This window comes from Vibrio sp. 10N.247.311.51 (assembly GCF_041467855.1).
GTDB classification, from domain to species: Bacteria; Pseudomonadota; Gammaproteobacteria; order Enterobacterales; family Vibrionaceae; genus Vibrio; species Vibrio coralliirubri.
The window spans coordinates 36108-59626 of sequence record NZ_JBFSVK010000031.1; the positions used below are offsets into that span (position 1 = coordinate 36108).

General features: G+C 44.8%; 21 protein-coding genes. 14 read left to right on the forward strand and 7 right to left on the reverse strand.

All coding sequences use genetic code 11. The features are described from left to right. The first annotated feature begins 289 nt into the window (after nt 1-289). Entirely contained in the window at nt 290-1849 is a 1560-nt protein-coding gene (gene nagE / locus AB6E85_RS21830; protein WP_048612171.1) for an N-acetylglucosamine-specific PTS transporter subunit IIBC, read from the forward strand. Nucleotides 1850-2151: 302 nt separating this feature from the next. Next, the gene (glnS, locus tag AB6E85_RS21835) at nt 2152-3819 is read left to right on the forward strand and encodes a glutamine--tRNA ligase (RefSeq protein ID WP_017063407.1); all 1668 of its coding nucleotides are present in this window, start codon (nt 2152-2154) and stop codon (nt 3817-3819) included. Between the two features lie 132 nt (nt 3820-3951). On the opposite strand, the gene AB6E85_RS21840 is transcribed toward glnS, so the two are convergent. After that, entirely contained in the window at nt 3952-4569 is a 618-nt protein-coding gene (locus AB6E85_RS21840; protein ID WP_372144276.1) for a hypothetical protein, read from the reverse strand. Nucleotides 4570-4623: 54 nt separating this feature from the next. Continuing rightward, nucleotides 4624-5073 (reverse strand): ferric iron uptake transcriptional regulator FcrX, encoded by a 450-nt coding sequence (gene fcrX / locus AB6E85_RS21845; RefSeq protein ID WP_048606469.1) that lies wholly within the window; start codon nt 5071-5073, stop codon nt 4624-4626. Between the two features lie 206 nt (nt 5074-5279). Between fcrX and AB6E85_RS21850 the strand changes: the two genes are divergently transcribed. Next, nucleotides 5280-5786 carry a DUF4442 domain-containing protein gene (locus AB6E85_RS21850; RefSeq protein WP_268672537.1) on the forward strand — a complete coding sequence of 169 codons (507 nt, stop codon included), beginning with the start codon at nt 5280-5282 and terminating at the stop codon, nt 5784-5786. A gap of 96 nt (nt 5787-5882) precedes the next feature. Here the strand turns inward: AB6E85_RS21850 and fldA are convergent, their stop codons facing one another. The 3 genes from fldA to AB6E85_RS21865 form a co-directional block, all read right to left on the reverse strand. Continuing rightward, complete coding sequence (fldA, locus tag AB6E85_RS21855) at nt 5883-6416, reverse strand: flavodoxin FldA (RefSeq protein WP_010436745.1); 534 nt, start codon at nt 6414-6416, stop codon at nt 5883-5885. Nucleotides 6417-6474: 58 nt separating this feature from the next. Then, nucleotides 6475-6693: a DUF2788 domain-containing protein gene (locus tag AB6E85_RS21860; protein ID WP_004737900.1), complete on the reverse strand. Its 219-nt coding sequence runs from the start codon at nt 6691-6693 to the stop codon at nt 6475-6477. A gap of 108 nt (nt 6694-6801) precedes the next feature. Beyond that, a complete protein-coding gene (locus tag AB6E85_RS21865; protein ID WP_268672536.1) occupies nt 6802-7563 on the reverse strand; it encodes an alpha/beta fold hydrolase in 762 nt (253 codons plus the stop codon). A 93-nt stretch (nt 7564-7656) separates the two neighbouring features. Here AB6E85_RS21865 and seqA point away from each other — a divergent pair, with 93 nt between their 5' ends. Together seqA and pgm are read left to right on the forward strand one after the other, a co-directional pair. After that, entirely contained in the window at nt 7657-8196 is a 540-nt protein-coding gene (gene seqA, locus AB6E85_RS21870; protein ID WP_019820493.1) for a replication initiation negative regulator SeqA, read from the forward strand. Nucleotides 8197-8287: 91 nt separating this feature from the next. Further along, nucleotides 8288-9934: a phosphoglucomutase (alpha-D-glucose-1,6-bisphosphate-dependent) gene (gene pgm, locus AB6E85_RS21875; protein WP_019820492.1), complete on the forward strand. Its 1647-nt coding sequence runs from the start codon at nt 8288-8290 to the stop codon at nt 9932-9934. Nucleotides 9935-10055: 121 nt separating this feature from the next. On the opposite strand, the gene AB6E85_RS21880 is transcribed toward pgm, so the two are convergent. After that, complete coding sequence (locus AB6E85_RS21880; RefSeq protein WP_372144279.1) at nt 10056-10814, reverse strand: DUF1853 family protein; 759 nt, start codon at nt 10812-10814, stop codon at nt 10056-10058. A 90-nt stretch (nt 10815-10904) separates the two neighbouring features. Here AB6E85_RS21880 and AB6E85_RS21885 point away from each other — a divergent pair, with 90 nt between their 5' ends. After that, on the forward strand, nt 10905-11663 hold the full coding sequence (locus AB6E85_RS21885) for a Nif3-like dinuclear metal center hexameric protein (RefSeq protein ID WP_372144281.1): 759 nt from the start codon (nt 10905-10907) through the stop codon (nt 11661-11663). A gap of 504 nt (nt 11664-12167) precedes the next feature. Here AB6E85_RS21885 and AB6E85_RS21890 read toward each other — a convergent pair. Beyond that, a complete protein-coding gene (locus tag AB6E85_RS21890) occupies nt 12168-13457 on the reverse strand; it encodes a citrate synthase (protein WP_017630646.1) in 1290 nt (429 codons plus the stop codon). A gap of 417 nt (nt 13458-13874) precedes the next feature. Here AB6E85_RS21890 and sdhC point away from each other — a divergent pair, with 417 nt between their 5' ends. From sdhC to sucD, 8 genes are all read left to right on the forward strand, one after another. Then, entirely contained in the window at nt 13875-14267 is a 393-nt protein-coding gene (gene sdhC / locus AB6E85_RS21895; RefSeq protein ID WP_017061948.1) for a succinate dehydrogenase cytochrome b556 subunit, read from the forward strand. Beyond that, nucleotides 14261-14608 (forward strand): succinate dehydrogenase, hydrophobic membrane anchor protein, encoded by a 348-nt coding sequence (sdhD, locus tag AB6E85_RS21900; RefSeq protein WP_010436768.1) that lies wholly within the window; start codon nt 14261-14263, stop codon nt 14606-14608. Before sdhC ends, sdhD begins: the two co-directional genes overlap by 7 nt. Next, nucleotides 14609-16375: a succinate dehydrogenase flavoprotein subunit gene (gene sdhA / locus AB6E85_RS21905; RefSeq protein WP_048606450.1), complete on the forward strand. Its 1767-nt coding sequence runs from the start codon at nt 14609-14611 to the stop codon at nt 16373-16375. A gap of 12 nt (nt 16376-16387) precedes the next feature. Further along, nucleotides 16388-17101 carry a succinate dehydrogenase iron-sulfur subunit gene (locus AB6E85_RS21910; protein WP_010436773.1) on the forward strand — a complete coding sequence of 238 codons (714 nt, stop codon included), beginning with the start codon at nt 16388-16390 and terminating at the stop codon, nt 17099-17101. 97 nt (nt 17102-17198) lie between these two features. Continuing rightward, a complete protein-coding gene (gene sucA, locus AB6E85_RS21915) occupies nt 17199-20015 on the forward strand; it encodes a 2-oxoglutarate dehydrogenase E1 component (protein WP_017061946.1) in 2817 nt (938 codons plus the stop codon). 21 nt (nt 20016-20036) lie between these two features. Continuing rightward, nucleotides 20037-21245, forward strand: a complete 1209-nt coding sequence (gene odhB, locus AB6E85_RS21920) for a 2-oxoglutarate dehydrogenase complex dihydrolipoyllysine-residue succinyltransferase (protein ID WP_017056410.1) — start codon at nt 20037-20039, stop codon at nt 21243-21245. Nucleotides 21246-21451: 206 nt separating this feature from the next. After that, complete coding sequence (gene sucC, locus AB6E85_RS21925) at nt 21452-22618, forward strand: ADP-forming succinate--CoA ligase subunit beta (protein WP_010436793.1); 1167 nt, start codon at nt 21452-21454, stop codon at nt 22616-22618. After that, the gene (sucD, locus tag AB6E85_RS21930; protein WP_004734209.1) at nt 22618-23490 is read left to right on the forward strand and encodes a succinate--CoA ligase subunit alpha; all 873 of its coding nucleotides are present in this window, start codon (nt 22618-22620) and stop codon (nt 23488-23490) included. Before sucC ends, sucD begins: the two co-directional genes overlap by 1 nt. The last annotated feature ends 29 nt before the right edge of the window (nt 23491-23519 follow it).

Sequence of the window (23519 nt, forward strand, 5' to 3'; positions counted from 1 at the left end):
TTAATGATTATTCACGGAGCACTATAAGCTCTGAGATACCATCTTTTTGCCTAATGATTAGATTTGGATTTTATCTATAAATGTTCATTTTTTTGAATGATAAAATAAGTTTTATGATCTCGCTAGCAAAAACCTCTGGATTTGGTAAAAACTGGTGATTAGGATCACAAATGGTAAGGTTTTAATTTGCGGAGCAAAATTAATTGAATACACTGAATAGGACTAAATTGAGCGACTAAAATAAGTTTCTCAAACGAATTCTAAAAAATCCTATAGGGGGAAACAACTGGTGAATATTCTAGGATATGCACAGAAGCTTGGTAAGGCGTTAATGCTACCAATCGCAACGCTTCCGATTGCGGCGCTTCTTTTACGTTTAGGTCAAGGCGATCTACTTGATATTCCATTCATGGCGCAAGCTGGTGGTGCTATCTTCGGTAACCTACCATTGCTCTTTGGTCTAGGTATCGCGATTGGTCTTTCTAAAGACGGTAACGGCGCAGCAGGTCTTGCTGGTGCAGTTGCTTACTTCGTACTAACTGCTACAGCAACGACAATTAACGCAGACGTTAACATGTCATTCTTCGGCGGTATCTTCGCAGGTATTATCGCAGGTCACTCTTACAACGCTTTCCACGCAACACGCCTTCCAGAATGGCTGGCTTTCTTCGCGGGTAAACGTTTAGTACCTATCATGGCCGGTCTATTTGCACTTGTTGCAGGTGCTGTGTCTGGTGTGGTGTGGCCTGGTGTTCAATCTGGTCTAGACGCACTTGCTCATGCAGTATCAACGTCTGGCGCTATCGGCCAATTCGTTTACGGTACTCTTAACCGTGCACTTATCCCTGTAGGTCTACACCACGTATTGAACTCATACTTCTGGTTCGGTATGGGTACATGTCAAGAAATCATCGTTGCTGGTCAAGGTGCATTCGCTAACATCACTCAACTTTGTGTTGACCCAGCACTTGCTAAAACTCTAGTTGTTGGCCAAGAGCACACATTCACATTCGCTAACTCTGTAACTCCAGAAATCACTACTGTAGTTAAAGAAGTGACTGAAACTGTTAAATCTGGCGACCTACACCGTTTCTTCGGTGGCGATAAAGGTGCTGGCGTATTCATGAACGGTTTCTTCCCAGTAATGATGTTCGGTCTACCAGGTGCTGCACTTGCAATGTACCTAGCTGCTCCTGCTGAAAAACGTAGCCAAGTTGGTGGCGCACTATTCTCAGTTGCATTCTGTTCATTCCTAACAGGTATCACAGAGCCGCTAGAATTCATGTTCGTATTCCTAGCTCCTGCTCTATACGCAATGCACGCTGTATTTACAGGTCTGTCTCTAGTAGTTGCTAACATGTTTGGTACTCTGCACGGTTTCGGTTTCTCTGCTGGTCTTATCGACTTCGTATTGAACTGGGGTCTAGCAACTAAACCATTCGTACTACTACTAATCGGTCTTGGCTTCGGTGCTCTATACTTCTTCACTTTCTCTTTCGCAATCCGCGCTTTCAACTTGAAATCGCCAGGTCGTGAAGATGATGACGAAGCTGTTGCTGCTCCTGCTGGCGACGCACCAAAGGGCGACCTTGCACGTCAATACCTGAAAGCTCTAGGTGGTCACGACAACCTAACTTCAATCGACGCTTGTATCACTCGTCTACGTCTAACTCTTAAAGACCGCTCTGTTGCAGATGAAGTTGTTCTTAAGAAACTAGGTGCTAAAGGTGTGGTTAAACTAGGTGAAAACAACCTACAGGTTATCCTAGGCCCACTAGCTGAAATCGTAGCTGGCGAAATGAAAGCTATCGGTGCAGGCGAAGACCTATCTGATGTAAAACTTCCATAGTAAGGGAAGTACTTAATTAAGAAGTAAAGTTACTCTTAAGTAAGTGTCAAATTGAAAGCCTCCCACATGGGAGGCTTTTTTGTGCCTGCAGTTTAAGACCAGCGAACACGGTTCGTTCTATTCTTCATCGAATAGCAGAAATAATCGTAATTAACAGACGGTTCTTATTGTGCAAAGGCTAAGAATTGTGGATGATTAGCAACAATGATCTTTCTATCTTTGACTGGCGCTATAAGCGACCGTTTTCTTGGAGACGAAAGATAACTTTCTCTGACAATACTAAATACATAGAGGTGCTATAGATGAGTGAAGCTGAGGCTCGTCCATCGAATTTCATTCGCCAAATTATTGATAAAGATTTAGCGGATGGTACACACAGTAGCGTGCATACTCGTTTCCCGCCGGAGCCAAATGGCTACCTGCACATTGGTCACGCTAAATCTATTTGCTTGAACTTTGGTATTGCTCAGGACTACCAGGGACAATGTAATCTTCGTTTCGATGATACAAACCCTGAAAAAGAAGACGTTGAATACGTTGAGTCAATTAAGAATGATGTAAGCTGGTTAGGCTTCGAATGGTCTGGTGATATTTGTTACTCATCAAACTACTTCGATACGCTTTACGCTTATGCTGTGGAATTAATTAATAAAGGCTTAGCGTATGTTGACGAGCTAAGTCCTGATCAAATCCGTGAGTACCGTGGCACGCTAAAAGAGCCAGGTAAAGCGAGCCCATACCGTGACCGCAGCCCTGAAGAGAACCTAGCGTTGTTTGAAAAAATGCGTGACGGTGGCTTCGAAGAAGGTAAAGCGTGTCTACGTGCTAAGATCGACATGAGCTCTTCGTTCATGGTTATGCGCGATCCTGTTATCTACCGTGTTCGTTTTGCTCACCACCATCAAACGGCTGACAAGTGGTGCATTTACCCAATGTACGACTTTACTCACTGTATCTCTGATGCGCTGGAAGGTATTACGCACTCTATCTGTACGCTTGAATTCCAAGATAACCGTCGTTTGTACGATTGGGTTCTAGATAACATCACGATTGACTGCCAACCTCGTCAGTACGAGTTTAGCCGCCTGAATCTTGAATACACAGTGATGTCTAAGCGTAAGCTGAACCAACTTGTGGTTGAAAACCTAGTTCAAGGTTGGGATGACCCACGTATGCCTACTATTTCTGGCCTACGTCGTCGTGGTTTTACTTCAAGCTCGATTCGCGAATTCTGTAAGCGTATTGGTGTGACTAAGCAAGAGAACATGATTGAGTTCGGTTCACTTGAATCTTGCATCCGTGATGATCTGAACGAAAATGCACCTCGTGCAATGGCTGTTCTGGATCCAGTTAAGATCGTTATCGAAAACTACGAAGCAGATACAGTAGAAACGCTAACGGTTGCAAATCACCCAAACAAGCCAGAAATGGGCACTCGTGAAGTACCATTTACACGTGAAGTTTGGATTGAGCGTGATGACTTCCGTGAAGAAGCAAACAAAAAGTACAAGCGTTTGGTTCTAGGTAAAGAAGTTCGTCTACGTGGCGCTTATGTGATCAAAGCTGAACGTATCGAAAAAGATGCAGAAGGCAACATTACGACTATCTTCTGTTCTTACGACAATGAAACATTGGGTAAGAACCCTGCAGATGGCCGCAAAGTGAAAGGCGTTATCCACTGGGTATCTGCTGATAAAGCGCTACCTGCTGAGATTCGTTTGTACGATCGTCTATTCACAGTACCAAACCCAGCCGCTGCTGATGACTTCGCTGCAACGCTAAACCCTGAATCACTTGTTACGCTAAATGGCTTTGTTGAACCTAGCCTAGCAGAAGGTGTGGCAGAGCAAGCGTACCAGTTTGAACGTACAGGCTACTTCTGTGTGGATTCGAAAGACTCTAAAGCAGATGCACTAGTCTTCAACCGTACGGTTGGTCTACGTGATACTTGGGGTAAAACTGAAGCTTAATGCTTAAGTATTTAGTTTGTTAAAAACGACCCAATAAAAAACCGGCTTAGAGCCGGTTTTTTTGTATCTTAAATTTGATTACTAAGGCGCTTCTAGTGACCAACTAGCGTTTTAAGCACTAGAGCCAGAGCTTTAGGGATTATTGGGGTCTTGTTGGGTTACTTCACCCGTGCGTGAGTTGTACCAGAAAACATAACCTGCATTTCCAGGATCGCTGTCGAAATCGACTCCAGTGTAGATGTAGTAGCAAAGCGCGAGTTTGTTTTGAGGAGTACCGTCTTTGGCAACAAAGCTATGGTTTTGACGGCGGGTAACAAAATCAAAACTGTTGGACTGGCTCGGGTCTGTGGTAGCAGTCAGGTCGGTTGTCATAATGGCATTCCATATTGACACACACCCTTGATCACCTTGACCTATGTTGTAAGGCTGACCCATAGGGTTACCTTTATCAACGCCAAGTGGGTAGCCGACGTCATTTATGTCCAATTGAGCATTGCCGTCTGCGTCTTCGCCAAAACCTGGCATGTCATTCATTTCAGCGTTGCCGCCGCCGCTGACCAGCCATTTACTGTGAGCAAACGTGATCGCACTTTGAAATTGAGATTGAGCAGCGTCAAACAGAGCGATACGGCCATCGGTTTGAATGTTAAGAAAACGGGGAAGGGCAACAACAGCAAGTACGGCGATAATCACCACAATAACCAACATCTCAATTAAAGTAAAAGCCTTAACTAGCGGGATTCTTTTCATGGATACTTTATGGAGCCCTATATAAAAAACGCCGGCCTAAGCCAGCGTTCTGTATTACTTCTTCGCTTTATGCGCGTCTGGATTGCCTTTGCAATCTCCGCTAATGCTTTTGCCGTACAAGTACAAACTGTGGTTTGTTAGTTGCACGTTGTAACGCTGAGCAATCTCTTTCTGTCTTTCTTCGATGATGTCATCAGAGAATTCGATCACTTCGCCACAATCTAAACATACAAGGTGGTCGTGGTGGTGCTGTGTAGAAAGTTCAAATACAGACTTGCCGCCTTCGAAGTGGTGACGAGTTACAATGCCAGCGTCATCGAATTGGTTAAGTACTCGATAAACGGTTGCAAGACCGATTTCTTCACCTAGGTCGATCAGCTTCTTATATAAATCTTCAGCACTAATATGTTGGCAGTCTGGCTGTTGTAATACTTCTAAAATTTTGAGCCGTGGAAGGGTCACTTTAAGACCTGCATCTTTTAGCGCTTGATTATTGTCTGACATATACTTTCCTGTTGATGATCTGCAGCAATTAACAGAATTCAATATTAATACCATTATAGTTTAGTCAGGCATAACAATAAACCACGAACTTCAAAGGGTTACTACTGACATCACAATCTGTTTTGTAAATTGGAAGTATCTCACTTATAGTGGAGGTACGACCAGTCAAGGTGACGGTGTTTCTGATATGAACATGGAATGTTGTTATGAATAAGCAACTCGCAAAAATATATAAACCCAACATTGTAAAATTTGCTCTTAATATTTGGCCTCCCTTTTGGGGAGCGGGTATTCGAATAGCCCACATTAGCGCTGACTTTAGGGTTGTTAAGACAGCACTTAAACTACGCTGGTGGAATAAGAACGCCAATCGTACTCAATATGGTGGCAGTATTTTTTCTCTTACCGATCCCGTTTACTCATTGATGTTAATGGGAATTTTAGGTGAGCGATATTATGTTTGGGATAAAGAAGCGAGCATTAACTTCATCAAGCCGGGGCAATCGGACTTGTATGCAGATTTTGAGATAAGCCAAGGGCAGCTTGACGATATCTATCGTCAGACACAGCTCGGTGAAAAGTGTTTTCCTGAATTTATTATTCACGTGAAAGATAAGCAGGGTAATGTGGTTTCAGAAATTCAACGCACTCTCTATGTAAGAAAGAAGCCGCAATTTAGAGATGACGATGAAGCATTAGAAGCTGAGTGCTAATTAATAGATTTTAAATAGCAAAAAACCTCCTATAAGGAGGTTTTTTCATATCTACATAATGGTTATTAATTGTAACAATTAACAACCACTAGAGAATTAGTCTTCTAGCTCTGCTAGGCACATCTCTTCGTGGATTTGTTTAACCCAGTTAGATACGCGCTCATCAGTTAGCTCAGGTTGACGGTCTTCATCGATACATAGACCAACGAATTGGCTGTCATCGCCTTCAACTAAACCTTTCGATGCTTCGAATTCGTAGCCTTCAGTTGATGTGTGACCTAGGATAGTACCGCCTTTCGCTTCAACGATGTCACGGATAGTACCCATAGCATCACAGAAGTATTCTGCGTAATCTTCTTGGTCGCCACAACCAAAGATAGCAACAAGCTTAGTTGAGAAATCAATAGCTTCTAGCTCTGGGAAAAAGTCATCCCAATCACATTGTGCTTCGCCGTAGTACCACGTAGGGATACCAAGCAGCAGTAGATCGAAGTTATCGATATCTTCTTTGCTGCTTTTTGCAATGTCTTGAACGTGAACGAGCTGTTTGCTCAATTGCTTTTGAATCATCTTAGCAACAGCTTCAGTGTTACCTGTATCGCTACCAAAGAAGAGACCTACACTTGCCATAGAATCATTACCTTTCATTTTGTCTGTTGTCGGTGTAATAAAGTTCGGAAGAGAATCGTTAGATCCCAGTTCCTTCCCAGCTTAGTTGGATTATCCCTTTGGCGATAAAACCCGCACAGCCAAGGAAAAGTACTAACCATACGATGCGACGACCAAATGGAGGAACATTTCCCTGCTTGAGAACGTCCTTAATTGCCATACCGATTAAAAAGAAAATCGCGGCAAACAGGAGATCTAAACCAACAGATTCGATGATGTTCATGTAGTCGTAAAGCATGGGAACCTTATATACCAATTTTGCTTGGGCGCACTATATCACTGTTGTGAGATAAAGTTAATCTGCAGTAATTACACAGCTCTCATTTATCTGCACGAAAAAGCGCAGTTAAGCGATGAATTTTCTAATTGCTCGAAGTACTTCTGCTGGTTTTTCAGCATGCAGCCAGTGACCGGTGTTGGCAATGACATGCGCTTTTGCGTTAGAAAATTGTTGCTGAACGGCTGCTTGATGTTCTGCGGTGAGGTAATCTGAATCCCCACCTTTAATGAGCAAGGTTTTGACCGAGGTTTTCTCGATCGGTTCCCAACCAATAATGTGTGGGTAGTTGCTCAATAACGAAGCAACATTGAAGCGCCAATCCATAATGCCTTGCTCTGTTTTGAACAAAGATTTGGTTAAAAACTGGCGAACGCCATCGATCTCGATATGTTTTGCGAGAACCTTGAGTGTGTCTGAGCGTGAAGTCGGTTTTTCTTCTATCACGGCTTGTAGGCCTGCGAATACGTTGTCGTGGCGACTTTGAGTGTACGCGACTGGCGCCATATCCAAGACAATCAACTTTTGCAGTGCAAGGTGCTGTGTCAGTGCCATCGCTACTTTGCCACCCATAGAGTGACCAATCACAGTGACGTCTTCTAACTTAAGATCATGCAGCAGTTGAGCCACGTCTTGTGCCATCGCTTGATAGTTATGAGTGTCACTATGGAAGGATTGACCGTGGTTACGGAGATCGATACTAAGTACCTGATGATCGGCTTTTAGATCCCTAGCGAGCAAGCCAAGGTTGTCCAGATTACCGAATAATCCATGGATCAAAACAATGGTGTGACCCTCACCTTCAATTTTATAGTTGAGCTGTACTGACATTTTTATCTTATTCATGGTGGGTTTGACGTAGAGTATCCGCGCGGATCTCGCTATAATCCCCCAGAGTTTAAACATTGAGATTGTGAAAAGCGAATGAAAACAATTGAGGTTGATGAGGACCTATACCGTTTTATTGCGGGTCAGACAGAACGTATTGGCGAAAGCGCTTCAGATATTCTGCGCCGCTTGTTACAGGTTGATAGCCAAGGCATGGCTCCGATCGAAGAGATCGTTGAGCCAAAAGGTATCGTTGTTAGCAAAGAGGTAGGCTTTACTCCAGAGAAGTTCGATGGCGTTAAAGAAATGCGCTCACTACTAATATCAGATGAGTTTGCATCACTAAAGAAAGCCATTGATCGTTTCATGCTTGTGTTATCAACACTGCATAAAATCGACCCTTTAAGCTTTTCAGAAGCAACTCAAGTAAAAGGCCGTAAGCGCGTTTACTTTGCAGATAACGAAGCGACGTTGCTAGCAAACGGCAACACGACTAAGCCTAAAGCTATTCCACAAAGTCCTTTTTGGGTTATTACTAATAACAATACAAGCCGAAAAAGACAGATGGTTGAGCAGCTTATGAGCCGCATGAGTTTCCAAGCAGAATTGATAGAAAAAGTAACAGGTTCAATTTAACGAAATCTGATTTAAACCTCATAATATCCATGGATAAGAAGATATTATGAGGTTTTTTTGTTTTTAAATTTTATATATAAGGATGTCGAAAATGGCTATGCACCCTCGTGCAGGGCAGAAAGCTCAGCAGGAAGATCTTCATAATATCCCGGCTTTAGTTGCTAACTATTTCTTACAGCAACCGGATGCTACGAACCCAGATCATAAAGTACTTTTCGGTACTTCAGGTCACCGCGGTACAGCAGACAAATCAACATTTAACGAAAATCACATTCTAGCAATTGCGCAAGCGGTGGCTGAAGTTCGTGCCGAGCAAGGTACAACTGGCCCTCTTTTCTTAGGTAAAGATACACATGCTCTATCTGAGCCTGCGTTCTCTACGGTTATCGAAGTGCTTGTAGCGAACGGTGTTGAAGTTATTATTCAAGAAAACAATGGCTTTACTCCAACACCTGGTATCTCGCACGCGATTCTTACGCACAACCTAGTGAATGACAAAAAAGCCGACGGCATTGTTATCACACCTTCGCATAACCCACCTCAAGACGGCGGTATTAAATACAACCCGACACACGGTGGCCCGGCTGAAGCTGAATTGACTCAAGCGATTGAAGACCGTGCGAACGTGATCATTGCTGAGCAAATGCAAGGTGTTAAGCGTACGCCTATCGCACAGGCTAAACAGTCTGAGCTAGTAAAAGAAGTTGACCTAGTGGCGCCATACGTCGCTGATTTGGTTAACGTTGTGGATATGGAAGCGATCCAGAAAGCAAACATCAAGATTGGTGTTGATCCACTGGGTGGCAGCGGTATTGATTACTGGCGTCAAATTGGTAAAGCGTACAACCTAGATCTTACTCTGGTAAGTGAAGCGGTGGACCCTTCATTCCAATTCATGTCTCTAGATAAAGATGGCGTGGTTCGTATGGACTGTTCTTCTCCATACGCAATGGCAGGCTTACTGGCGCTTAAAGACGAGTACGCTCTAGCGTTTGGTAACGACCCAGATTACGATCGCCACGGTATCGTGACACCTAAAGGCTTGATGAATCCAAACCACTTCTTAGCGGTTTGTATTGATTACCTATACCGTAACCGTGAAGGTTGGGGTAAAGACGTTGCTGTTGGTAAGACACTGGTATCAAGTGCATTAATCGATCGCGTAGTTGCTGACTTAGGTCGTGAGCTTTGCGAAGTGCCAGTTGGTTTCAAATGGTTCGTTGATGGTCTATACAACGGCCAGTTTGGTTTTGGTGGTGAAGAGAGTGCAGGTGCTTCTTTCCTACGTAAAGACGGTACGCCTTGGTCAACAGATAAAGATGGCCTGATTCTTTGCCTACTTGCGGCTGAGATCACTGCTGTGACGGGTAAGAACCCACAAGAATACTACGAAGAGCTTGCCGCTAAACACGGTGAATCTAAGTACAACCGTATTCAAGCGGTAGCAAATGGCGCACAAAAAGACGTGCTTAAAAAGCTATCTCCAGAGATGGTTTCTGCTGAGACGCTGGCTGGTGATGCAATTACTGCACGTTTAACACACGCTCCAGGTAACGGTGCTGCGATTGGTGGCTTGAAAGTGACAACTGAGAACGGCTGGTTTGCTGCGCGTCCATCAGGCACTGAAGACATCTACAAGATCTACTGTGAAAGCTTTAAGGGTGAAGAGCACCTGAAAGCAATCGAAGCAGAAGCTCAAGAGATTGTTAACCAAGTATTTGCAGCCGCTGGCCTATAATCGAATCTCGATTACTAGAGTTGCTACGTAAATAGAAGAAGGGTTGATGTGAAAGCATCAACCCTTTTTATTTGTGTTGGTTTCGTATAATTGGGAAAGGTAACTGAGTTAGCTCAGACGACTAACCGTGTGGCCAGCTTTGCGGCATCACAAACCAGAATTGCCCCGACTTTGTTTGCCCATGGACGAAGCGATCACCGAACTCGGTGATAGGCTGACTGCTGAAATCATCCGTACCAGCTGCCCATTGCTCTTTGGTGAGAGGGTAGAGCGCTTCAGTGATTAGATGAACTTGGTCTTGATAGCACCAAAACCCGTTAACCTGGCTCGAGTTAATGTCGTAGCCCAAACATGCAGTAGGTACGTTTTGCTCTAAGAATGGGTTGGTATATAGGCGACCTTGCATCAATAAGTGCTTTGAGTCGACATCGATCTCTGGATATTGCTCAACAAAGGCGGCAGAAGAGGACATTTCGAGTTGGTGGCTGAGCATCCTGTCGAGTTTCTTATCCAATTGGTCGTGAGAGTTGGGTCCAAACCATGTTTGTTCGTGGAGCAGATAAAACTTAATCGCCACTTCCCAATGTTCTAGCTTTTGGCTGCTCTCTTCTTCAAGAATAAAGTCGATTGCACCGAGAGTTCTGCCTTCCACATTGATCTGAATCTCATCGTGCTTTATCGAGTAATTCGGTGAGGCAGTGATCACTTGTTCACATAGATGCTGGTAGAGGAAGCCTAATCTAGGATTACCATCATAAGTATGTGATGAGTCGATGGCATGGTGGCTAGAGAATGCACTGAGATCCGAAATCGGTGGCTTGATTTCTAGTAATGGCGGTGAGTCGATGACCCATTGGTAAAAACGTTGCAGTGCTGTCATCTCTTCCTCATAAACTCATCGTGGGGCTTTCGACATTCTACCCGTAAATTGATATAACGACGTTATTATAAAGGTAAGCTGGAAAGAAAAATGAATAACTTACAATTAGAAAAGCTACTTAACGAAAAACTGCAGCCACAGCAGATTAAAGATTACTGCCCGAATGGCCTTCAAGTTGAAGGTGCAACAGAAGTGAAGCGAATCGTTACTGGTGTAACAGCTTCTCAAGCCTTGATTGATAAAGCGGTAGAACTGAATGCAGACGCTTTGTTAGTCCATCATGGTTTTTTCTGGAAAGGCGAGTCAGAAGCGATTCGTGGCATGAAGGGCAAGCGTATTCGTACCCTGATTAAAAATGACATCAACCTTTTAGGTTATCACTTACCGCTTGATATTCATCCTGAGCTTGGTAACAACGCGAAACTGGCGGAGTTACTTGAGATAGAAGTCGAAGGCGGTTTGGAAGGGCACCCACAATCGGTTGCTATGTTTGGTAAATTAAAAACATCAATGACAGGTACTGAATTTGCAGCAAAAATCGATCAAGTGCTAAATCGTAAACCACTGCATATCGCTCCAGAAAATCAAGAAAAAATGATTACGACCGTCGGTTGGTGTACTGGTGGTGGTCAAGATTACATTGAGCTAGCGGCTTCTCAAGGTATTGATGCGTTCATCTCTGGTGAAATTTCAGAGCGCACTACTTACTCAGCACGCGAGCAAGACATTCATTATTTTGCTGCTGGCCACCACGCGACTGAGCGCTACGGTGTAAAAGCGCTAGGTGAATGGTTAGCGAAAGAGCATGGCTTGGATGTTGAGTTTATTGATATCGATAATCCGGTATAAGAGAAGTTGCGAGATGAGGGATACGAGTCGAGCGTATGCGTCATTCTCTAGAATTGAGCAGGTAACCTGTAGAGTTTATCTGCACGCTTAAAGAGATCCTCAACTCGCTCGTTCCTCGCTCTTGAGGATGACGACATTGTTTCGTTTTATAGGCTCCGTCATTCCCTAGGCTGACGGAGGAAGGAATAGGGAATCTCTTAAGTTTCTTTATAAACTAAATGAGATCCCCAACTCGCTCGTTCCTCGCTCTTGAGGATGACGACATTGTTTCGCTCTATAAGTACCGTCATTCCCTAGACTGACGAAGGAAGGAGTAGGGAATCTCTTAAGGTTCTCTATAAACTGATTGAGATCCCCAACTCACTCGTCCCTCGTTCTTGGGGATGACGATATTATTTTATTCGTTCACTTCGCACTCTTGAGGAGGACGGAGTTGAGAGCGTACAAAAGAAAAGGGGTTGATGTTCTCACATCAACCCCTTTTAACATTATGATTTATAGCAACTATTCACGTTCGTGAAGTGCCTTAAAGTCACGTTGTTCTTCACCAGTATACAGCTGACGAGGACGACCGATACGGTTCGTCGGATCGCTGTGCATTTCGTTCCAGTGAGCAATCCAACCGATGGTACGAGACATCGCGAAGATTACTGTAAACATAGATACTGGAATACCGATTGCTTTCAGAATGATACCTGAGTAGAAATCTACGTTCGGGTATAGCTTCTTAGAAACAAAGTACTCATCAGAAAGAGCGATACGCTCAAGTTCCATTGCTACGTCTAGTAGTGGATCTTGGATGTTTAGCTCTTTGAGTACTTCGTGACACGCTTCGCGCATTACTGTTGCACGTGGATCGTAGTTCTTGTAAACACGGTGACCGAAGCCCATCAAACGGAATGGGTCATCTTTGTCTTTTGCTTTCGCAACGTATTCTTCAATGTTATCTACGCTACCGATCTCTTCAAGCATGCGCAGACAAGCTTCGTTTGCACCGCCGTGAGCCGGGCCCCAAAGTGATGCGATACCTGCTGCGATACACGCAAACGGGTTAGCACCAGATGAACCAGCAAGACGCACTGTAGACGTAGAAGCGTTCTGTTCGTGGTCAGCGTGTAGAGTAAAGATTTTATCCATTGCACGAGCAACGATAGGGTTCACTTCATACTCTTCACATGGGTTTGCAAACATCATGTGTAAGAAGTTTTCTGCGTAGCCTAGGTCGTTACGTGGGTAGATAAACGGCTGACCGATTGAATATTTGTAACACATTGCAGCCAGTGTTGGCATTTTTGAAATCAGGCGGTATGCCGCAATTTCACGGTGTGTATCGTTGTTGATATCAAGTGAGTCGTGGTAGAACGCCGCTAAAGCGCCTACAACACCACACATTACAGCCATAGGGTGAGCGTCACGACGGAAGCCGTGGAAGAAACTAGCGATTTGCTCATGCACCATAGTGTGACGTGTCACGGTAGTCTTGAACTTTTCGTACTCAGCTCGAGATGGGGCTTCACCGTAAAGAAGTATGTAACATACTTCTAAGTAATCAGCGTTATTGGCAAGTTGGTCAATTGGATAACCACGATGTAAAAGAATGCCTTTTCCACCGTCAATAAAAGTGATTTGAGACTCACAGGATGCAGTGGCAAGAAAACCAGGGTCAAAAGTGAAAAAACCATTAGAACCTAGTGTACGAACATCGATCACTGGAGTACCAAGTACACCTTCTGTAATCGGCAGCTCGATTGGCGCTTGACCTTCAATGTGAAGGGTAGCTTTCTTATCCGCCATAACAATCTCCTTTGTTTATTATTTAATCCGTCCAGGATGTTTATGTGCCATTTTTTTACTGGTCTTACGTGGGAAAGTCAATTTTTCTGAAGCTTTGTGTGCACTTGTTAGTGTTTTTTACATTAAATTCGTTAAAAATCTGGTCTGTGTAGCATTATTTGTTACATCAATTGTATTAGAATGTTGCCAGCCGTATAGTGGCGCTGAAAAGTTTGGTTAAAACCTTATAAATGCAAGGCTAAGAAGAAATGTGAGGTGTCTTTCTTAATCGAGCAGTTAACAATTATTTTACAATTATCTAAGGCTCAACTTCAGTTATTTGTTAGGTTAATGTTAAATTTTGAAGGTTTGCAATCAAATTTTGTCCATAACAATATCATAAGGTTATTTAATGACCATAATGCTCAATGGAGCTGAGTGAGCAAGCCCGTGAAAGAAAGAAAGACAAGACCTGTTAATTTAGATTTACAGACCATCCACTTTCCAATCACAGCAATAGCTTCCATCCTACACCGTGTGTCTGGGGTGATAACTTTTGTCGCGATTGGAATTTTGCTTTGGTTACTATCCATTTCCCTCTCATCCCCAGTAGGCTTTGCCGAAGCTAGCGACATTGTCGATGGTTTCTTCGTGAAGTTTATTCTGTGGGGCATTTTAACCGCTTTGGCTTACCACATTGCTGGTGGTATTCGTCACCTTCTTATGGACCTTGGTCACTTTGAAGAGCTGGAATCTGGCGCTAAGAGCGCTAAGGTTGCATTCGCAGCAACAGCGGTATTGTCTCTACTAGCGGGGATCTTAGTATGGTAAACAACGTTTCTACTTTTGGTCGTAATGGTGTCCACGATTATCTATTGATTCGTGCAACTGCCATCATTATGACGCTTTACACTATCTACCTAGTCAGCTTCTGTGCTTTCTCTGGTGATATCTCTTACGCATCTTGGACGCAATTCTTTGGTGGAACCTTCACTAAAGTCTTCACCATGTTAGCGCTTACTTCTGTTTTGGTTCACGCGTGGATCGGCCTATGGCAAGTACTAACTGACTACATCAAATGCGCAAAACTGCGTGTTGGTCTTCAAGTCGGTGTTGTTGCAGTTCTTCTTGGATATTTCTTCTCTGGTCTGTTTATTTTGTGGGGTGCGTAAGTGACTATTCCTGTTCGTGAGTTTGATGCCGTAGTTATCGGCGCTGGTGGTGCAGGTATGCGTGCCGCACTGCAAATTTCTGAGCAAGGCCTTTCTTGTGCATTGCTTTCTAAAGTTTTCCCTACTCGTTCTCATACGGTTTCAGCGCAAGGCGGTATCACTGTTGCTCTTGGTAACGCGCATGAAGACCATTGGGAACAACACATGTATGACACAGTAAAAGGTTCTGATTACATCGGTGACCAAGACGCTATCGAATACATGTGTAAAAACGGTCCTGAGTCGGTAATCGAACTTGAAAAAATGGGCCTACCTTTCTCTCGTTTTGAGAACGGTACTATTTACCAGCGTCCTTTCGGTGGTCAATCTAAAAACTTTGGTGGTGAGCAAGCGGCTCGAACCGCAGCTGCAGCTGACCGTACTGGTCACGCTCTGCTTCACACGCTTTACCAACAAAACATTAAACACAAAACGACCGTTTTCTCTGAGTGGTATGCACTGGATCTTGTTAAGAACGAAGATGGTGCAATCTTAGGTACTACTGCGCTTTGTATGGAAACCGGTGAGGTTTGCTACTTCAAAGCGAAGGCAACAATCCTTGCGACTGGTGGTGCTGGTCGTATCTACGCATCAACAACGAATGCACACATTAACACTGGTGACGGTGTTGGTATGGCGATTCGTGCTGGCGTTCCTATGCAAGACATCGAAATGTGGCAGTTCCACCCAACGGGTATTGCTGGTGCAGGTGTATTGGTAACGGAAGGTTGTCGTGGTGAAGGTGGTTACCTTCTTAACAAAGACGGCGAACGCTTCATGGAACGTTACGCACCAAACGCTAAAGACTTAGCGGGTCGTGATGTTGTTGCTCGTTCAATGATGGTTGAAATTCGTGAAGGTCGCGGTTGCGATGGCCCTTGGGGTCCACACATTAAGCTTAAGCTTGATCACCTAGGTAAAGAGACGCTTGAATCTCGTCTTCCTGGTGTATGTGAACTTTCTCGTACCTTTGCTCACGTTGATCCAGTGAAAGAGCCAATCCCAGTAATCCCGACATGTCACTACATGATGGGTGGTGTTCCAACACAAGTTTCTGGTCAAGCTATCAAGCAAACCGAAGACGGCAGCGATGTTGAAATCCAAGGTCTATTTGCTTGTGGTGAAATCGCATCAGTATCAGTACATGGTGCCAACCGTCTAGGTGGTAACTCACTGCTTGATTTAGTGGTATTTGGTCGTGCGACAGGTCTACACCTAGGTGAGACACTGAAGAAGCAAGACGAAGCGAAACCTGCAACTGAAGCTGACATTGAGCGTTCACTAGAGCGTTACAACCGTTGGGAAAACAGTACAGACGGCGAAGATCCAGCGCAAATTCGTAAAGATCTTCAGCAATGTATGCAGAACAACTTCTCGGTATTCCGTGAAGGCAAAGCAATGGCTGAAGGCCTAGAAGAGCTAAAAGCGATTCGCGAGCGTCTGAAGAATGCACACCTATCTGATAAGTCTACAGAGTTCAACACTCAACGTATCGAGTGTCTAGAGCTTGAAAACTTGATGGAAACAGCATTCGCAACGGCTGTTGCTGCAAACTTCCGTACAGAGAGCCGTGGCGCACACGCTCGATTCGATTTCCCTGACCGTGATGATGAGCAATGGCTATGCCACTCACTTTACAACCCAGAGTCAGAGAGCATGACTAAGCGTGGTGTAAACATGGAACCTATCCATCGTGAAGCGTTCCCACCAAAAGCACGTACGTACTAAGGAGATATAACCATGAAACTGAATTTCTCTTTATACCGTTACAATCCAGATGTCGACCAGAAGCCTTATATGAAGGAATACACTCTAGAAGTGGATGAAGGTTCAGACATGATGCTTTTGGATGCGCTTATTCTGTTGAAAGAGCAAGATCCAACAATCTCGTTCCGTCGCTCATGCCGTGAAGGTGTATGTGGCTCGGATGGTTTGAACATGAACGGTAAGAATGGCCTAGCGTGTATCACGCCATTGTCTGCGCTTTCGGGCCAAGACAAGATTGTGATTCGCCCACTGCCTGGCTTACCTGTTGTTCGTGACCTGATTGTAGACATGACTCAGTTCTACGATAACTACGAAAAAGTGAAGCCATTCTTAGTGTCTGATGGCAATGTGCCACCGGCTCGCGAAAACTTACAAAGCCCTGATGAACGTGCTCATTTAGATGGATTGTACGAATGTATCATGTGTGCATGTTGTACAACGTCATGCCCATCGTTCTGGTGGAACCCTGACAAATTCATCGGACCAGCAGGCCTGCTTGCAGCGTACCGTTGGCTAATTGATAGCCGAGATACAGCGACAGACGAACGTTTGTCCGATCTTGATGATGCATTTAGCGTTTTTCGTTGCCATGGCATCATGAATTGTGTAAGTGTTTGTCCTAAGGGATTAAATCCGACGAAAGCTATTGGTCACATCAAGACCATGCTAGTGAATCGTTCGGTTTAAGTTATATAAAAATTGCCGCCCTAGAAGTTTTGGGGCGGCCTTTTAATAGCTCGGCATAGACCGCAGCAAACGTGAAAACTACTGGTTAAGGGAAAATATGCACAACGGCGTGATGAAGGCATGGCTCGAGTCTTCACACTTGGCTGGCGCCAATGCAACGTACGTAGAAGAACTCTATGAACTGTATCTAAGTGACCCAGATTCGGTAAGTGACGAATGGAGAAGTGTTTTTGAAGAACTGCCTGTGCAAGCTTCAGAGACAGTGGAACAACCACACTCTCGTGTTCGTGAATACTTCCGTCGACTCGCTCAAGAAACAAAGCATTACAGTGTCCAAGTTAGTGATCCAGATGTCGATGCGAAACAAGTAAAGGTTCTGCAACTTATTAATGCCTATCGATTCCGAGGGCATCAAGCAGCAAATCTAGACCCCCTAGGTTTATGGAAAAGAGCGACAGTTGATGAACTGGACCCTTCTTTCCACACTCTTACCGAAGATGACCTCAATGAGACGTTTAACGTCGGCTCTTACGCCATTGGCCAAGAGACGATGGTGCTTAAAGATCTCTACAAATCTCTAAAGCAAACTTATTGTGGCTCTATTGGTGCTGAATACATGCACATGACAAATACAGAGCAAAAGCGTTGGATCCAACAACGTTTAGAGTCTGTATCTGGTCAACCCTCTTTCAACAAAGAAGAAAAGCAAGCTTTCCTAGAAGAGCTAACTGCTGCTGAAGGTCTTGAGCGCTATCTTGGTGCGAAATTCCCAGGCGCAAAACGCTTCTCGTTGGAAGGTGGTGATGCTCTTATCCCAATGACGAAAGAAATTATTCGTCATGCTGGCGGACAAGGCATGCGTGAAGTTGTTGTTGGTATGGCTCACCGTGGTCGTCTAAACATGTTGGTCAACGTGCTTGGTAAAAAGCCACAAGACCTGTTTGACGAGTTTGCGGGCAAGCACGATGACACGTGGGGTACTGGTGATGTGAAATACCACCAAGGCTTCTCTGCGGACTTCGCAACGCCAGGCGGCAACGTTCACTTAGCACTAGCATTTAACCCATCTCACTTAGAAATCGTAAACCCGGTAGTTATCGGTTCAGTACGTGCACGTCAAGATCGCCTAGGTGATAATGATGGTAGCCGTGTACTTCCAATCACTATCCACGGTGACTCAGCTATCGCTGGTCAGGGTGTAGTACAAGAGACGTTTAACATGTCTCAAGCGCGTGGTTTCTGTGTTGGTGGTACGGTTCGTATTGTTGTAAACAACCAAGTTGGTTTTACAACGTCTAACCCTCGCGATACACGCTCTACGATGTACTGTACCGATATCGCGAAGATGGTTCAGGCTCCGATTTTCCACGTTAACTCTGATGATCCAGAAGCGGTTGCGTTCGTTGCGCGTCTTGCATTGGATTACCGTAATACGTTTAAGCGTGATGTTGTTATTGATTTGGTTTGTTACCGTCGCCACGGTCACAATGAAGCCGATGAGCCGAATGCAACACAGCCTTTGATGTACCAAAAAATCAAGAAACACCCAACGCCACGTAAGCTTTACGCTGACGTGCTAATGGAGCGCGGTGAGTTTGGTATTGATACAGCAACTCAGCTAGTTAACGAATATCGTGATGCACTTGATCACGGTGAAGTTGTGGTTAAAGAGTGGCGTCCAATGGCACTTCACTCAGTAGACTGGTCTCCTTACCTAGGTCACGACTGGAACATCGAGTGGGATAACAAGATTGATATCGAGCGCCTGAAAGAGCTTGGTACCAAACTTTGCCAATACCCAGACAGCCACAAGCTGCAAAGCCGAGTAAATAAACTGTACAACGATCGTACTGCCATGGTGAATGGTGAGAAACAAGTCGATTGGGGTATGGCTGAAACTCTGGCTTACGCAACACTTGTTGACGACGGTAAGCGTATTCGTATCTCAGGCCAAGATTCAGGTCGTGGTACGTTCTTCCACCGTCACTCAGTACTGCACAATCAATCAGATGCAAGCACGTATGTTCCTCTTGCGAACATTCATGATAAACAAGGGCCATTCCAAGTGTTTGACTCGGTGTTATCTGAAGAAGCGGTACTCGCATTTGAGTATGGTTATGCAACAGCAGAGCCAAGCGGTCTAACCCTTTGGGAAGCACAATTTGGTGACTTCGCAAACGGTGCACAAGTTGTTATCGACCAATTCATTTCATCAGGTGAGCAAAAGTGGGCACGTCTATGTGGTCTAACTATGCTGCTTCCTCACGGTTATGAAGGTCAAGGCCCAGAGCACTCTTCTGCACGTCTTGAGCGTTACCTTCAGTTATGTGCTGAACAAAACATGCAGGTTGTTGTTCCTTCAACACCGGCACAGGTTTACCACATGATTCGCCGTCAGGTAGTTCGACCAATGCGTCGTCCACTGATTGTAATGTCACCTAAGTCATTGCTTCGTCACCCTTTGTGTACTTCTTCTCTTGAAGATTTGGCAGAAGGCACGTTCCAACCAGCTATCGCAGAAATTGATGATCTGGCGCCTGAGAATGTAAAACGCGTCGTGTTCTGTTCAGGTAAGGTTTACTTTGACCTGCTTGATCAAAGACGTAAGAACGAGCAAGACGATGTCGCTATTGTACGTATTGAGCAACTTTACCCGTTCCCTTATGAGGACGTGAGAGCTGCCATTGCACAATACACAAATGTAGTCGATTACGTTTGGTGTCAAGAAGAGCCACAAAACCAAGGTGCTTGGTACAGTAGCCAACATAATTTCCGAGCTGCTATCCCAGTAGGTGCTGATATTCAATACGCAGGTCGTCCTGCATCAGCATCACCAGCTGTTGGCTATATGTCGGTACACTTGAAACAACAAAAAGCGTTAGTTGACGACGCTTTGACCCTACTTAAGAACTAGAAGTAAAAGGAAAATACGCACATGACAATTGAAATTCTGGTTCCAGATTTACCTGAATCTGTGGCTGATGCAACAGTTGCTACTTGGCACAAAAAACCGGGTGAAGCGGTTGCACGTGATGAAGTCATTGTAGATATCGAAACAGATAAAGTAGTTCTAGAAGTACCGGCTCCTGAAGCGGGTGTTCTGGAAGCTATCATCGAAGAAGAGGGTGCTACGGTACTTTCTAAGCAGCTTCTGGCTAAAATCAAGCCGGGTGCTGTCGCTGGTGAACCAACGAAAGACACCACTGAAGATACAGAAGCATCTCCTGACAAGCGCCATAAAGCTGCGCTAACAGAAGAGAACAACGACGCACTAAGCCCAGCTGTTCGTCGTCTGCTTGCTGAGCACAACCTACAACCAGCTGACGTTAAAGGCACTGGTGTTGGTGGTCGTATTACTCGTGAAGACATCGACGCACACCTAGCAGCAGCGAAAGCGGCTCCGGCAGCAGCATCTGCACCAGCAGTTGAAGCGCCAGCAGCGGCTCGTAGCCAAAAACGGGTGCCTATGACTCGCCTACGTAAGACAGTTGCAAACCGTCTTCTAGAAGCGAAAAACAGCACAGCAATGCTGACTACTTTCAACGAAGTGAACATGAAGCCAATCATGGACCTTCGTAAGCAGTACAAAGACCAATTCGAGAAGCGTCACGACACGCGTCTTGGCTTCATGTCTTTCTACGTGAAAGCAGTAACAGAAGCGCTAAAACGTTTCCCTGAAGTGAATGCTTCTATCGACGGTACAGATATCGTTTACCACAACTACTTCGACATCAGCATGGCAGTATCAACGCCACGTGGTCTAGTGACTCCAGTACTGAAAGACTGTGACACACTAGGTTTCGCTGATATCGAAAAAGGCATCAAAGAGCTAGCAATCAAAGGCCGTGACGGCAAGCTAACGGTTGATGAACTGATGGGCGGTAACTTCACTATCACAAACGGTGGTGTATTTGGTTCTCTAATGTCTACGCCAATCATCAACCCGCCTCAAGCGGCAATTTTGGGTATGCACAAAATCCAAGACCGTCCTATGGCTGTTGATGGCAAGGTAGAGATTCTACCAATGATGTACCTAGCGCTTTCTTACGACCACCGTCTAATCGATGGCCGTGAATCAGTTGGCTTCCTAGTGACCATCAAAGAGCTTCTAGAAGATCCTGCACGTCTGCTATTAGACGTTTAGTATCGCTAAAACGTCTAGTTAACCCCGTTAGCTAGACGTAAAAAGTTTCAAAGGCTAGGCTGCTCAACGTCTGGCCTTCAATTGAACTGTAAAGCCATTAGAAAATGGACAGCAGTTGATTTGAGAAGACCCTACAGACGTAACACAGGAAACTGTGTCGTTATGGAAATAATAATCCCTTAAGGGAAAATAAACGGAATATCAAAATGAATTTGCATGAATACCAAGCCAAACAGCTGTTTGCAGAATTCGGTTTGCCTGTACCAGAAGGTTTCGCATGTGATACTGCACAAGAAGCTTTCGAAGCTGCAGGTCGTATCAGTACAGCCAAGAAAGTCGTTAAGTGTCAAGTACACGCTGGTGGTCGCGGTAAAGCGGGCGGCGTAGAACTACATGACACCAAAGAAGGCGTTAAAGAGTTTGCACAAAAGTGGCTAGGTAAAAACCTAGTGACTTACCAAACAGACGCTAATGGTCAGCCTGTAACAAAGATCCTAGTTGAAGAAGCATCAAACATTGCTAATGAACTTTACCTAGGTGCTGTTGTTGACCGTGCAACGCGTAAAATTGTATTCATGGCGTCAACTGAAGGCGGTGTGGACATTGAGAAAATCGCTGAAGAAACTCCAGAGTTGATTCACCAATCAGCGATCGATCCTCTAGTGGGCCCTCAAGCTTACCAAGGCCGTGAACTGGCGTTCAAACTTGGTCTAGTTGGCGATCAAATCAAACAGTTCGTTAAGATCTTCATGGGTCTTGGCCAAATGTTCTCTCAGTACGACCTAGCTCTACTAGAAATCAACCCGCTTGTAATTACTGGCGAAGGCAACCTGCTTTGTCTTGACGGCAAGATCAACATTGACTCAAACGCAATGTACCGTCAGCCAAAACTTCGTGAAATGCACGATCCTTCACAAGAAGACGAGCGCGAAGCTCACGCAGCACAGTGGGAACTGAACTACGTAGCACTAGATGGTAACGTTGGCTGTATGGTTAACGGTGCAGGCCTTGCTATGGGTACGATGGATATCGTAAACCTACACGGCGGCAAGCCAGCAAACTTCCTTGATGTAGGCGGCGGCGCGACAAAAGAGCGTGTAGCTGAAGCATTCAAGATCATCCTTTCTGATGACAATGTTAAAGCAGTACTCGTAAACATTTTCGGTGGCATCGTTCGTTGTGACATGATCGCTGAAGGTATTATCGGTGCAGTTAAAGAAGTAGGCGTAACAGTTCCTGTAGTTGTTCGTCTAGAAGGTACAAACGCAGACCTAGGTCGCGAAGTACTTGCTAATTCTGATGTTGATATCATTGCAGCTGAATCTCTAACAGATGCTGCTCAGAAAGTTGTTGCTGCTGCGGAGGCTAAATAATGTCTGTATTAATTAACAAAGACACTAAAGTAATCTGTCAGGGTTTCACTGGCGGTCAAGGTACATTCCACTCAGACCAAGCTATCGCATACGGTACGCAAATGGTTGGTGGTGTTTCACCTGGTAAAGGTGGTCAAACTCACCTAGGCCTTCCAGTATTCAACACAGTACGTGAAGCAGTAGAAGTAACTGGCGCAACAGCAACAGTTATCTACGTACCAGCTCCTTTCTGTAAAGATGCAATCCTAGAAGCGATTGATGCAGGTATCGAACTGATCGTAACGATCACTGAAGGTATCCCTACAACAGATATGATCGACGTTAAAGTGAAGCTAGAAGAAACTGGCGTTCGCATGATCGGTCCTAACTGTCCAGGTCTTATCACTCCAGACGAGTGTAAGATTGGTATCATGCCTGGTCACATCCACAAGAAGGGTAAAGTAGGTATCGTATCTCGCTCAGGTACCCTTACTTACGAAGCAGTTAAGCAAACAACAGATGAAGGCTTTGGTCAGTCTACATGTGTTGGTATCGGTGGTGACCCTATCCCAGGTTCAAACTTCATTGATATCCTAAAACTTTTCCAAGAAGACCCAGAAACTGAAGCAATCGTAATGATTGGTGAGATCGGTGGTACTGCGGAAGAAGAAGCGGCTGAGTTCATCAAAGCAAACGTAACTAAGCCAGTTGTATCTTACATCGCTGGTGTTACTGCTCCTCCGGGCAAGCGTATGGGCCACGCTGGCGCAATCATCTCTGGCGGTAAAGGTACTGCTGAAGATAAGTTCGCAGCACTAGAAGCAGCAGGCGTTAAGACTGTTAAGTCTCTTGCTGACATCGGTAAAGGCCTACGTGAAATCACGGGTTGGTAATCAGCTGGCTTTTATCGGTTGAGATAGAA

Coding starts and splice junctions, on each gene's coding strand:
- seqA (WP_019820493.1), top strand. CDS start 7,657: ATGAAAACAATTGAGGTTGATGAGGACCTATACCGTTTTATTGCGGGT.
- AB6E85_RS21860 (WP_004737900.1), bottom strand. CDS start 6,693: ATGCTTTACGACTACATGAACATCATCGAATCTGTTGGTTTAGATCTC.
- AB6E85_RS21850 (WP_268672537.1), top strand. CDS start 5,280: ATGAATAAGCAACTCGCAAAAATATATAAACCCAACATTGTAAAATTT.
- sucC (WP_010436793.1), top strand. CDS start 21,452: ATGAATTTGCATGAATACCAAGCCAAACAGCTGTTTGCAGAATTCGGT.
- odhB (WP_017056410.1), top strand. CDS start 20,037: ATGACAATTGAAATTCTGGTTCCAGATTTACCTGAATCTGTGGCTGAT.
- AB6E85_RS21880 (WP_372144279.1), bottom strand. CDS start 10,814: ATGACAGCACTGCAACGTTTTTACCAATGGGTCATCGACTCACCGCCA.
- AB6E85_RS21890 (WP_017630646.1), bottom strand. CDS start 13,457: ATGGCGGATAAGAAAGCTACCCTTCACATTGAAGGTCAAGCGCCAATC.
- AB6E85_RS21885 (WP_372144281.1), top strand. CDS start 10,905: ATGAATAACTTACAATTAGAAAAGCTACTTAACGAAAAACTGCAGCCA.
- AB6E85_RS21840 (WP_372144276.1), bottom strand. CDS start 4,569: ATGAAAAGAATCCCGCTAGTTAAGGCTTTTACTTTAATTGAGATGTTG.
- sdhD (WP_010436768.1), top strand. CDS start 14,261: ATGGTAAACAACGTTTCTACTTTTGGTCGTAATGGTGTCCACGATTAT.
- AB6E85_RS21910 (WP_010436773.1), top strand. CDS start 16,388: ATGAAACTGAATTTCTCTTTATACCGTTACAATCCAGATGTCGACCAG.
- AB6E85_RS21865 (WP_268672536.1), bottom strand. CDS start 7,563: ATGTCAGTACAGCTCAACTATAAAATTGAAGGTGAGGGTCACACCATT.
- sucA (WP_017061946.1), top strand. CDS start 17,199: ATGCACAACGGCGTGATGAAGGCATGGCTCGAGTCTTCACACTTGGCT.
- fcrX (WP_048606469.1), bottom strand. CDS start 5,073: ATGTCAGACAATAATCAAGCGCTAAAAGATGCAGGTCTTAAAGTGACC.
- pgm (WP_019820492.1), top strand. CDS start 8,288: ATGGCTATGCACCCTCGTGCAGGGCAGAAAGCTCAGCAGGAAGATCTT.
- glnS (WP_017063407.1), top strand. CDS start 2,152: ATGAGTGAAGCTGAGGCTCGTCCATCGAATTTCATTCGCCAAATTATT.
- sucD (WP_004734209.1), top strand. CDS start 22,618: ATGTCTGTATTAATTAACAAAGACACTAAAGTAATCTGTCAGGGTTTC.
- fldA (WP_010436745.1), bottom strand. CDS start 6,416: ATGGCAAGTGTAGGTCTCTTCTTTGGTAGCGATACAGGTAACACTGAA.